The organism is Synechococcus elongatus PCC 11801 (genome assembly GCF_003846445.2).
Taxonomy (GTDB): Bacteria; Cyanobacteriota; Cyanobacteriia; order Synechococcales; family Synechococcaceae; genus Synechococcus; species Synechococcus elongatus_A.
This window is the reverse complement of the sequence record NZ_CP030139.2, coordinates 1,058,579-1,070,461: the sequence shown is the minus strand read 5'-3', so window position 1 is coordinate 1,070,461 and position 11,883 is coordinate 1,058,579. Positions and strand designations below refer to the sequence as shown.

Sequence of the window (11,883 nt, the reverse complement as noted above, 5' to 3'; positions counted from 1 at the left end):
TCACTGCCGCGATCGCGTCTGAACTCAGCGAACCTCTACCGCCTGTAGGCGATCGCGAAAACTCGTCTGAGGGGCTGGTGTAGGTGCTGTGTAGCGGGGTTCGACAGCAGCACTGGCCTTGGGGGCTGGGGTATTAGCGCTGTTCGCTGACCGTGAGTCTGTCTGACCTAGCGGCACATAGCGAAACCGGCGATGACTTCCGCCTTTGGCCGGTGGACGGAGCGAGGGTTCAACCGTATTTTGAGTACTGGCTTCCGTAGGATTCCGACGGGGTAATGGGTTTTCACGCAATTCGCGCTTGAGCTGGTTGAGCAATCGTGAATGTGATGTCGAGCTGTAGTGCTTGATGATGTGGATATCCCAATCCATGGTGCCTCGGGCAGCAGTGAATGATGAGCCGCCATTTCAGTCAATGAATCGTCTGGAGTTATCGCCACAGTTGCTTAAACTCCAAGCCCCTAATGGCAAAGGGCTGCTGAGCCGAAATCATAGAGGCCTGCTGAATGTTCAGCAAGCCCCTACGCATCATCTTAAGTTTTTAACGGTTGCTGAACTAGCTCAAACCACTAACGAGGAAGGGCAGTAGGCCTTGGCCCAAGACCACTTCCGTCAAGATGAGAGCCACAAAACCGAGCATTGCTAGCCGGCCATTCAATTTTTCGGCGCGATCGTGAAAGCCCCAGGAAGCATCAGCTTCAGCAACAACCACTTGGGGTTCGATGGCGAAATTGTTTTGACGACCGAATTCGTCAACAGTTCGTCCGCTACGCATAATGAATTCCTCTTGATTGGCTGTCCTGTTTGAAGTGTAACACAACGTAAAGTTCTGTGACGTTTTTCTTAATCTTTGGCAGTCAACCCTGTTCCCACCGGGGCAGCATGACTGTTGCTGCCCTTTGTAGATGGAGGCAATAGCGAGGACTAAACCATCGTCAAAGGCCAACGACCGGTAAACTCAGCGCAGCGATCGCCCTCTCATGTCTTTGTGATGACGGTTCCTCTCAACCCTGCTGATAATCCACTAGTCCAGTTTCGACAGGCTTTGGCAGCTCTCCACAGTACTGAGGCAGCTCTAGCACTCTTCTTAGAGACTGCGATTGACTTGACTCAGTCGGATGCTGGCAGCATCTTTCAACTGCGCTGGAGTCTCCGTGGACCGGAACTGATCTGCACCTTGTCCTGCAACTTCTCGCAACCCGAGATTCAGCTGCAAGGTAGCCCTCTCCCGATCCTGCGCAATAGCTTGGCAGGGTACGTAGCCACCACCGGTGAGGTGTTGAATATTCCCGATGTCTATCAGCTACCGTTGGGGTTGCCTTATCACTTTCAACCCCGCATCGACAGCGCGACCGGCTATCGCACCCAATCGATTTTGGTCTTACCGCTCAAGACACCGCGCCAAGATGTGATCGGAATTGTGGAGCTGATCAACCGCAAGTGCGATCGCAAAGCCAAACTGACGACAGGCGACTACGGTGCTGCAGTGATTCCCTTTTCTCCAGCCGATCAGCAAGTGGTCGTGCAGCTACTCAAGACGCTAGAGAGTGAGTTTCTCGGCAAGGTATGAGTCAGCCGTCGGCCACGATCGCACAGAACTTTACACCGATCTCAATCGCGGCGAACGGCTAGAAGGTGGCGAACTAGGCACTGGCCGGTGCTTGGGGGCGAGTACGAACACGGAGTCTACGAATGCCATGTGGCTCGGGGCGGCGTTCTTGCAGCTCTTGCTTCAGCTGCTTCAGCAGGGCGCGGTGGCGTTGCGAAGGGAAAAACGTGAACTTGAGGTCTGGCTTCCAATCCATGCAAAAAGTTGAGAAACAAAGCGCCTGATCTCAGGCTCCCCAACTCTAGCGCAGGGGCGATGACCCCAACCGAGCCGCTCAAAAGGTAAGCGATAGAATCATCTAGATTTTTGCTGCTGCTTTCCCATGCCCAAGCGCGCTTCTGTTGAGCCTTCATCTGATCTGGCTCATCGCAATGGCAGTCAACCAGCAGCCGAGACAGACCAAATTCGAGTTCGGGGCGCGCGGCAACATAATCTGCAGAACCTTGACCTCGATCTACCGCGCAACCAGCTAATTGTGTTTACGGGTGTGAGCGGTTCGGGCAAGTCATCCTTGGCCTTTGACACGATTTTTGCCGAGGGGCAACGTCGCTACGTCGAGTCACTGTCTGCTTATGCTCGGCAGTTCCTTGGCCAAGTCGATAAGCCTGATGTCGATGCGATTGAGGGCTTGAGTCCAGCCATTTCCATTGACCAAAAATCCACTTCGCACAACCCACGATCGACGGTCGGTACGGTCACGGAAATCTACGATTACCTGCGGTTGTTGTTTGGGCGAGCCGGCTCACCCCACTGCCCCCATTGCGATCGCTCGATCGCGCCTCAAACGATTGATCAAATGGTCGATCGCCTTGCAGAACTACCCGATCGCAGCCGCTTTCAAATCTTGGCGCCGGTGGTTCGCGGTAAAAAAGGAACCCATAAAAAACTGCTTTCTAGCCTTGCGGCAGAAGGCTTTGTGCGGGTGCGGATCAACGGTGAAGTGCGGGAACTCAGTGACAGTATTGAGCTGGATAAAAACCACGCCCACACCATCGAAATTGTGGTCGATCGCCTTGTTCAAAAAGAGGGAATTCAAGAGCGACTCGTTGATTCACTCACCACCTGTCTCCGTCGTGCCGAAGGCATTGCTGTGATCGATGTCTTGCCGAGCGATCGCGGCTCTGTCGTAACCTTGCCGACGGAGTTAGCAGCTAGCCACGCAGCCGAAACAAAAGCTGCCTATGGCAGCCCTGCTAGTGGCTATGAACTTGTCTTTTCCGAAAATTTTGCTTGCCCCGAGCATGGCGCTGTGATGGAAGAACTGTCGCCGCGCCTCTTTTCCTTTAACTCACCCTACGGTGCCTGCTCCCATTGCCACGGGCTGGGGAGCCTACGGACGTTTTCGCCCGATCTGGTCGTTCCCGATCCCAGCCTGCCAGTCTATGCCGCGATCGCGCCTTGGTCGGAAAAAGATCACAGCTACTACTTCAACCTGCTCTGCGGCGTGGCCGAGGCCAGTGGCTTCGAAATCAGCGATCGCTGGCAGGATTTGACCCCTGATCAACAGCAGGCGATTCTCTACGGCAGCCGTGAAGCGATCGCGGTTGAAACTGAATCCCGCTTCCGCGATCGTCAGGTTTACCATCGCCCCTTTGAGGGGGTGATTCCGATCCTGGAGCGTCAGTATCGAGAAACCAGTTCCGAAGTCTATAAACAGAAGCTCGAAAAATATCTCGTCGATCAAACTTGCGAGGTCTGCCACGGTTTACGGCTCAAACCGGAATCCTTGGCAGTGCGGATTGGCCCCTATCGGATCACTGATCTCACCAGTGTTTCAGTGCGGGACTGCCTGAGCAAAATTGAAGCTTTAATCGGTGCTAACGGGCGATCGCCCCTCTTGACAGCTCGCCAAATGCAGATCGGGGATTTGGTGCTGCGCGAAATTCAGGCTCGCCTGCGCTTCTTGCTCGACGTGGGACTCGACTACCTGACCCTCGATCGCCCAGCCATGACTCTCTCGGGTGGTGAGGCCCAGCGTATTCGCCTGGCTACACAAATTGGGGCGGGTCTGACCGGAGTGCTCTACGTCTTGGATGAGCCCAGTATTGGGCTGCATCAACGTGATAACGATCGCCTACTCAATACCCTGATTCGCCTGCGGGATCTCGGCAATACCCTGATTGTGGTTGAGCATGACGAAGATACGATTCGTGCAGCCGACCACCTGGTTGATATTGGGCCTGGAGCAGGGGTGCATGGGGGGCGTATCGTTGCCCAAGGTCATCTAAAGCAACTGCTGACGGCTGAAGACTCTTTGACGGGTGCTTATCTCTCAGGCCGTCGCCGTATTGCTACTCCAGCAAGCCGTCGTGAGGGCAATGGTCGCCGTCTGCAGCTCCAAGGTGCCAATCGTAACAATCTCCAAAACCTTGATGTTGAGATTCCCCTCGGCAAACTGGTCTGTGTCACGGGCGTGAGTGGCTCCGGCAAATCCACGCTTGTCAATGAACTCCTACATCCAGCCCTCGAGCACAGTCTGGGGCTGAAGGTTCCTTTTCCCAAAGGCCTGGCCGCGCTGAAAGGCACAAAAGCGATCGACAAGGTGATCGTGATTGATCAATCGCCGATTGGTCGTACCCCGCGATCGAATCCGGCGACCTATACTGGTGCCTTTGATCCGATCCGGCAGGTGTTTGCTGCAACGACGGAAGCGAAAGCACGAGGCTATCAGCCGGGGCAGTTTTCCTTCAATGTCAAAGGCGGTCGCTGTGAAGCCTGTGGTGGGCAAGGCGTCAATGTCATCGAGATGAATTTTCTGCCCGATGTCTATGTCCAGTGCGATGTCTGCAAAGGTGCTCGCTATAACCGTGAAACGCTGCAGGTGAAGTACAAAGGCAAGACGATCGCTGACGTGCTCAACATGACCGTCGAAGAGGCGGCGCAGTTTTTCGAAAACATTCCTCAAGCCAGTAGCCGCCTGCAGACCTTGGTGGATGTGGGTCTGGGTTATGTTCGTCTCGGTCAGCCTGCGCCAACGCTCTCAGGTGGTGAAGCCCAACGGGTCAAACTGGCGACGGAACTGGCGCGTCGGGCAACCGGCAAAACGCTCTATCTGATTGATGAACCGACCACGGGTCTCTCTTTCTACGATGTCCACAAGTTGCTGGATGTGATGCAGCGCCTCGTGGATAAGGGCAATTCGATCGTGGTGATTGAGCACAACTTGGATGTGATTCGCTGTGCAGACTGGATCATTGATCTGGGACCCGAAGGAGGCGATCGCGGCGGCGAGATTGTTGTTTGCGGGGAGCCAGAGACTGTAGCAATGCATGCTCACTCCCACACAGGGCGCTATCTTGCTCAAGTCTTAGCCCAGCATCCTCCGGGGCAGTAATGCTCAGTGAGTCTCACCAGCAGTGTCGCCAGAGCCAAGTATCAGATTCTGATACAGTGATCAACACTGCAGTAATCTTTTGTTTTTTTCTTAGATTTGTAGAGTCTTAAAGCGACATTCTAGAAGTAGCCATCGAGTCATCTTGTGACAGGAAGTAGCACGGTTATGACAGCGCCCACCATTGAGCAACTTGTGCGCAAGGCTTGCCAAGTACAAGCCTCGGATATTCATCTGCGGGTTGGGCATCCTCCCTACTTTCGGTTGCGCGAGCAAATGTATCCGCTCCCAAAAGCACCGGCTGTCACAGAGAGTGATATGGATAGCTGGCTCAATGAAATCTTGACGCCAGCCCAGCGTACTCGTCTTCAAGAAACGCAGGAAATTGATGAAGCGCTTTTTTATCCAAATCTGATTCGTTGTCGCGTCGTTTGCTTTCAAACACTGGATGGTACAGCGATTACGCTACGGTTAATCCCTCTACAGATTCCGAGTCTCTTTGAGCTGCAACTTCCATCTGTGCTTTCGGGGTTAGTTCAACGGAAACAAGGACTGATTTTAGTCACGGGACCAACAGGATCAGGTAAGTCAACTACCCTAGCAGCCATGGTTAATGAAATGAACCAAACCATGGCTCGCCATATTATTACTATCGAAGACCCTATTGAGTATGTTTTTGAACCTGTTCGCTGTTTGATTACCCAACGTGAAATTGGTCGTCATGCCCATGATTTTGCCTCGGCACTGCGGGCTGCGTTACGGGCTGATCCAGATGTCATTCTTGTGGGTGAGATTCGAGATCAAAAAACGCTCAAGACAGCTATCTATGCTGCCCAAACGGGTCACCTTGTTTTGGGGACACTCCATGCTCGCAATACAGTCAGCACGATCGATCGCTTGATTGGTCTTGATGGCATGGTGCAGAGCTCAGACACGCGCAAGCAGTTCCTAGAGCTGTTAGTCGCAGTGATTTCCCAACAACTGATCACTCCCCAAACTGGTAGCCGTAGGGCAATCTTAGAGGTTTTGATCAATACGCCGGCGATTCAGGACTATCTCAACCGTGGCGAATTAGAGGAAGCCTATCGCTTGATGGAACTCGACACGATTGAGGGCATGCAAACTCTCAATGAGGCACTCCTGATCGAGATTGAGCAAGGTCGACTCAGTGTTGAAGAGGCTCTGAAAGTCTCGATTGATCCTGGAGATCTCGATCGCCGTCTGCGGATTACTGGGATTGCTCAAGCCCAAGGATTTTCCAGTCATTTTCAATCTGATTTCTAAGCAGGGGTTTGGTTACTCCACTGATAGGGTGGGAGTCGGAATGATGGACGATGCCTTCGAACCGCTACAGCTTAAAGCCGAGGGAGCCAGCCTTCGCTTCTGCCGTTATGGCGGGCAAGTGTTGTCGTGGCAACCCGCAGGAGGTCAAGAACGTTTTTTTCTTAGCGATCGCAGTCTTTATCGTCTGGGCAAGGCTATTCGTGGTGGCATCCCGGTCATCTTTCCTCAGTTCTCGGATCGTGGCTCTTTACCTAAGCATGGTTTTGCCCGCGATCGTGCTTGGACCTTGCTTCAACTTGATGCAGCAGCGGGGTATGCAGAGCTAGAACTTCGAGACTCTGCCGAAACCTTACAGATTTGGCCTGTAGCCTTCCGGCTGCGCCTGAAGCTGCAATTGCGATCGCAACAGTTGCAGGTACAGCTCAGTGTTGAAAATTGCGATCGCCAACCATGGCAGTTTACGGCGGCGCTGCATGGCTATTTGGCAGTCCCTGACTTATCCACCGTGCGATTACAAGGGCTACAAGGGCGTTGGGGTACCGAGCAAACCACAGGCGATCGCTTTCAAGAATTAGATCGCGATCGTGGCTTTCTGACAGCGATCGATGCTTTGTATGACGCGCCAGCGCAGCTCCTGACTCTCGTGGCTCCGCCATGGCCAGACCTCCAAATCAGCCAAGAGGGCTTTTCAGAAACAGTGGTTTGGAACCCTGGCGTCGCGGGTGCTGCTCAGATTTCTGATCTCGCACCCGGTATGGAACGGCAGTTTCTTTGTGTGGAGGCTGCAACAGTTCAGCAACCGCCTCACCTAGAACCCGGTGAAATCTGGCAGGGGCAGCAATCCTTTCAGATCCACTGAAGCCGTAGATGACGGTAGTGCTTACTGTTAACCCTGCGAAGTATTCCTGCAATTCCTTGGCAGCAGCTCGATCGCACTCCTACGGTGAGGATAGTTCGGATGACGACCTCCAGGACGGCGTAAAGCTTGAGGACTGGACGGGTGAACATAGCTGGCGATGGCTTCTTCTGGGGTCGTCGCCTTTATTCGTGGGGGTACTGCTGAGGAAACGTGTGCGAGACGCACTCATCATGCTTCGACTTACTGGAAGCCGACTCCTGGCAAAGCTGGTCTCAGGAAGCTCCCAACCTTCTCGCAGAACCTCTCAGTGCGACAGAAAGAGTATTGCTGTGGATATGGTGAAGGGCGAATAAGTTAGGACGTTATGACAAGAGAAAGATAGATCTACCGTTCTTTAGCTTGTGGGTTTAATCGAGATTTATCGAGAATGACGGCCTGTCAAAGACGATGTCAGTTGTCCTTGCTCGGGTGATGATTGTTCTACCCTACCCATACGGTCTTCCGGTCTTCTCTCGGCTTGGGAAAGACTGAATAGCCTCTGAATAGTTGAAGTCTCACTTTATGTTTGAGATTGAGCAAGAACAATACATCCCACACTCAGCGGCTCGATTCCCAAATCCCTCATTCGTTAAACTAGGATGAAGGTCTATTCGTTAACCGATTTCCCTTGCTGCGTCCATGGGTCGAGCCCTGACTAATCGAACGGCTGACCGCATCAATCTGACGGCGGCCGCCGCTCAGGTTCAGTCTGTCTTGCAAGGAATCGAAGCCGAAAGCTGCCCCCGGACTTACAATTTTCATCTCCACACCACTTGTTCCGACGGGAAATTGCAGCCTCGAGAGGTGATGGAGCAAGCGATCGCGATTGGATTGCGCGGCCTAGCGATCACCGACCACCACGGGATCCGAGGCTATGAAGCCGCTTGCGCTTGGCTAGAAGACTATCAGTGGCGCAGTGGCGGGCGATCGCCCCTTCCCAAACTCTGGGTGGGCACTGAAATTAACGCCGACCTCCAAGGGACCGAGGTTCACATCCTCGCCTATGGATTTCAGGCTGACCACGTGGCGATGCGCCCCTACTTGATCGGGCGGCCCCCCCAAGGTGATGCCCATTTAGCACCAGCGGTCATTACGGCAATTCAGCGAGCGGGCGGTCTGGCAGTTTTGGCGCACCCGGCGCGCTATCGGCGATCGCCCCAAGAGTTGATTCTGGCCGCTCATCGCTACGGCATTGATGGCGTGGAAACCTACTATGCCTACGGCAACCCCACGCCTTGGCAAGCCACTCCGGAGCCAACTCAAGCGGTCGCGGCTTTGGCTGCCGAGTTGAATCTCCTCAGTAGCTGTGGCACCGATACCCACGGTCGTAGCCTGCTCAGTCGCCTTTAGCTCGGTTCTCATCTCAGCGACACTGCTGCTCAGCCAGGGGCGATCGTGGCTGTGAGCGATCGTTCCAGATATTGATTGTGAGTGCGGGTCTAACGCTCTAGCAGCTTCCCCGTAGAATGGGGTGACGGCATCTTCATATTTAGTAACTGTTGGGGTGTTCATCCATGACCGGATTTATTCGGGGTCTTTTTCAAGGCAAGCCCAAAGCGGAACAGGCACAGCAGCCAAAGCAGAAAGCGGAGAGCTTTTACCTTGATGCTGATGAAGCGAAGAGCTTAGGCAACTTGGATTACATCCGTTCGGCCTCCACGATTGAGCACACCTTCCCCAAAACAGCGAGCAATCCTGAAGAGCGGGTTCTCATTCAAAAAGTCTCGTCGCTGTCGGTTGAAGTGGTCGAAGCGTCAGAAGGCCTCCCCCAAGCTGAGCAACGCCAACAGGAAGCTCTGAACAAAGCTGCGGCGGAAGCAGAAGCCAATAAAGCGCCGACTAAAACATTTGCTGGTCAAACCGAGACTAGCGAAACTAGCAGCCGTCGTCGTTCGACTGGTGATTTGGATATGTTCCGTCAGATGGCGCGGGACTTGAAGAAGTAAACCGCGAATCGCGTAGCGGATTAGCAAAGGGTAGCTGCTCTTGAACCTCCAGCGCGGCTGCCCTCATTTTTTGTTCGGGCCAAACAGGGCTTTGCAGCATGAGTTTTGACTACGACCTCTTGGTTATTGGTGCCGGTTCTGGTGGGTTGGCGGCCTCAAAACGAGCTGCCAGCTATGGTGCCAAAGTTGCGATCGCAGAGACCGACCTCGTCGGTGGCACCTGCGTGATTCGCGGCTGCGTGCCTAAGAAGTTGATGGTCTATGCCTCGAGCTTTGCCAGCCAGTATCACTACGCCGAAGCCTACGGTTGGTCAGCCGTCCAGCCTCAGTTCTCCTGGCCCAAATTGATTGCAGCAGTCGATGCGGAAGTGAACCGCCTCAGTCGGCTACACATCAGCTTGCTGGAAAAAGCAGGTGTGGAGCTGTTGCTCGGTCATGCCCAGTTCTTGGATGAGCACCGCGTGCAAGTGGGCGATCACCAAGTGACGGCGGCAAAAATTCTGATTGCAGTCGGGGGACGCCCCATCAAACTGGCGATTCCGGGCGGTGAGCTGGCGATTACCTCACGAGAGATGTTCCATCTGCCCGAGCAGCCGCAACGCTTTGCGGTGATTGGTGGCGGCTACATTGGCTGTGAGTTTGCCGGGATTCTGCGCGGTCTTGGCTCAGAAGTCACCCAAATTATTCGCCGCGATCGCATTTTGCATGGCTTTGATCAGGAACTGCAGGAAGCTGTGCAAACCGGCATGAGTCAGCACGGTATTCAGTTCCGTACAGGCGTCACGGTTGAGCGGATCGACAAGACTGAAACTGGCTTGCAACTGAGCTACAGCGATGGCAGCCAGCAAACAGTGGATCAAGTGCTGATGGCTACTGGCCGTGAACCGTGGCTGGAAGGGTTAAATCTCGATGCGGCGGGTGTGGCGATCGAGGGTCGCCGGATTGCTGTCGATGGCTGGAGTCGCACTAACCAACCACATATCTTTGCCGTGGGTGACTGCACCGATCGCGTCAATCTCACCCCTGTGGCGATCGCCGAAGGTCGCGCTTTTGCAGATACGGAATTTGGCCAAAAGCCCCGCCAGATTTCCTACGAAAACATTGCCTCAGCAGTCTTCAGTCAACCAGAAGCATGCAGTGTCGGGCTGAGTGAAGAGGCCGCCAAAGCGGAGTACGGCGAGGATCGCATTCGCGTTTATCGCAGTCGCTTCCGACCGATGTTCTACACCCTGCCCCAAGCAGAGGAACGGGTGTTGATGAAGCTGGTGGTTGAGACGGAGAGCGATCGCGTCCTTGGGGCGCACATGGTTGGCAAGGACGCGGCTGAGATTATGCAGAGTGTCGCGATCGCGGTCACGATGGGCGCGACAAAGGCAGACTTTGACGCCACGATGGCCCTACATCCCACCTCAGCCGAAGAGTTTGTGACGATGCCCTAGGTGATCAGAACGGAGGGGCGATCGCCTCTCCGGCAGTCAGGATTAGCAACAAATAAAAAAACTCCCCCGCCTGGTTCGCGCTGCCATCCGACGGGGGACTCCCCTTTGTCCTTGGTGTAGGACCTGGTGGGAGATTTCTACCTTCAGTGTGACGCAGTCAAGGCAGACTGATCCCCAAGCGCAACTTAAATTCACGGGAGCGGTTGCAGCCGTCTGTCAGGCTTCTGGCTCAGTCATGACTTCCCGCAAAGTCAGTTGACCGCCTGCTTGCGGCGGCTCGTAGCCCAGATGTCGCCAAGCTGCCGGAGTGGCCACCCGTCCGCGGGGGGTGCGTTGGAGGTAGCCAATCTGGAGTAGATAAGGTTCGTAGACTTCCTCAACCGTCTGGGCATCCTCGCCGGTAGCCGCCGCAAGTGTTTCCAGCCCGACCGGACCGCCACCGAAGTTCTCGATCAAGTGGGACAAGAGGCGGCGATCAGTCCAATCCAGCCCGCAGGGATCGACGTTGTAGAGCTCCAAGGCCGTCGCTGCGATCGCCCCTGTGATCGGTCCCGGTGCCTTGACAGCCGCATAGTCGCGCACCCGTCGCAACAGGCGATTGGCAATCCGCGGCGTGCCCCGCGATCGTTTGGCAATTTCCTCAGCTCCGGCCTGATCAATCGGCGTATTCAGCAGGCGAGCCGTGCGCTGCACAATATCAGTCAAGGCCTCAACTTCGTAGAAACGCAGTCGTTGCACCAAACCAAAGCGATCGCGCAGTGGCGAAGTCAGCGCCCCGATCTGAGTCGTTGCACCCACAAGAGTGAAGGGCTGCAGCGTAATACTGCGGGTGCGGGCACTCTGACCCTTGCCGATGGTGATGTCGAGCCGAAAGTCCTCCATCGCCGGATAGAGAATTTCTTCCGTGACCTTGGGCAGGCGATGAATTTCATCAATGAATAGGACATCGCCCGGCTGCAGGTTGACCAGCAGACCGACAATATCGCGGGGGCGCTCCAGCGCCGGTGCTGTGGTGATCCGACATTGCACGCCCATTTCAGTGGCCAGCACCAAGGCCATGGTCGTTTTACCGAGCCCCGGCGGCCCGTAAAGTAGCAGGTGATCAAGGCTTTCTTGACGACTTTGGGCTGCTGCGATCGCAATTCCCAGCACATCCTTCAGCTCCGGCTGGCCAATGTAGTCCGCCAGTCGTTGCGGGCGAATGTGGTCTTCCGGGCGTTGACTGTCTTCTGAGTTAGCCTGCGCCTGCGGTCGAACTAAGGATGCCTGCGCCTCAGTAGGAGGCGTTGGTGTTTTGGCCGGCGATCGCCGCTCGGCTGGGTCGGGGGATTTCGAAGAAACGATCGCCATGGCGCCAGCTTGCGCGTCGTCGTTATCCT

General features: G+C 54.9%; 11 protein-coding genes. 7 read left to right on the top strand and 4 right to left on the bottom strand.

Annotated elements, in window-relative coordinates:
- Window positions 1-24: 24 nt before the first annotated feature.
- Both DOP62_RS05105 and DOP62_RS05100 read right to left on the bottom strand, forming a co-directional pair.
- Window positions 25-369, bottom strand: a complete 345-nt coding sequence (locus DOP62_RS05105; RefSeq protein ID WP_208672643.1) for a hypothetical protein — start codon at window positions 367-369, stop codon at window positions 25-27.
- 184 nt (window positions 370-553) lie between these two features.
- Window positions 554-772, bottom strand: a complete 219-nt coding sequence (locus tag DOP62_RS05100; RefSeq protein ID WP_208672641.1) for a chlorophyll a/b-binding protein — start codon at window positions 770-772, stop codon at window positions 554-556.
- A gap of 216 nt (window positions 773-988) precedes the next feature.
- Here DOP62_RS05100 and DOP62_RS05095 point away from each other — a divergent pair, with 216 nt between their 5' ends.
- The gene (locus tag DOP62_RS05095; protein ID WP_208672639.1) at window positions 989-1,567 is read left to right on the top strand and encodes a GAF domain-containing protein; all 579 of its coding nucleotides are present in this window, start codon (window positions 989-991) and stop codon (window positions 1,565-1,567) included.
- Between the two features lie 73 nt (window positions 1,568-1,640).
- On the opposite strand, the gene DOP62_RS05090 is transcribed toward DOP62_RS05095, so the two are convergent.
- A complete protein-coding gene (locus DOP62_RS05090) occupies window positions 1,641-1,802 on the bottom strand; it encodes a hypothetical protein (protein ID WP_208672638.1) in 162 nt (53 codons plus the stop codon).
- 126 nt (window positions 1,803-1,928) lie between these two features.
- Here DOP62_RS05090 and uvrA point away from each other — a divergent pair, with 126 nt between their 5' ends.
- From uvrA to gor, 6 genes are all read left to right on the top strand, one after another.
- The gene (gene uvrA, locus DOP62_RS05085; protein WP_370538888.1) at window positions 1,929-4,940 is read left to right on the top strand and encodes an excinuclease ABC subunit UvrA; all 3,012 of its coding nucleotides are present in this window, start codon (window positions 1,929-1,931) and stop codon (window positions 4,938-4,940) included.
- A 165-nt stretch (window positions 4,941-5,105) separates the two neighbouring features.
- Window positions 5,106-6,221, top strand: a complete 1,116-nt coding sequence (locus DOP62_RS05080; RefSeq protein ID WP_208672636.1) for a type IV pilus twitching motility protein PilT — start codon at window positions 5,106-5,108, stop codon at window positions 6,219-6,221.
- 40 nt (window positions 6,222-6,261) lie between these two features.
- A complete protein-coding gene (locus tag DOP62_RS05075; protein WP_208672634.1) occupies window positions 6,262-7,080 on the top strand; it encodes a D-hexose-6-phosphate mutarotase in 819 nt (272 codons plus the stop codon).
- A gap of 678 nt (window positions 7,081-7,758) precedes the next feature.
- Window positions 7,759-8,469, top strand: a complete 711-nt coding sequence (locus DOP62_RS05070; protein ID WP_208672632.1) for a PHP domain-containing protein — start codon at window positions 7,759-7,761, stop codon at window positions 8,467-8,469.
- A 164-nt stretch (window positions 8,470-8,633) separates the two neighbouring features.
- Entirely contained in the window at window positions 8,634-9,065 is a 432-nt protein-coding gene (locus DOP62_RS05065) for a hypothetical protein (RefSeq protein ID WP_208672630.1), read from the top strand.
- Between the two features lie 98 nt (window positions 9,066-9,163).
- The gene (gene gor, locus DOP62_RS05060) at window positions 9,164-10,504 is read left to right on the top strand and encodes a glutathione-disulfide reductase (RefSeq protein WP_208672628.1); all 1,341 of its coding nucleotides are present in this window, start codon (window positions 9,164-9,166) and stop codon (window positions 10,502-10,504) included.
- A 216-nt stretch (window positions 10,505-10,720) separates the two neighbouring features.
- Here gor and ruvB read toward each other — a convergent pair whose 3' ends face one another.
- Window positions 10,721-11,854, bottom strand: a complete 1,134-nt coding sequence (gene ruvB / locus DOP62_RS05055) for a Holliday junction branch migration DNA helicase RuvB (RefSeq protein WP_208672626.1) — start codon at window positions 11,852-11,854, stop codon at window positions 10,721-10,723.
- Between the last annotated feature and the right edge of the window lie 29 nt (window positions 11,855-11,883).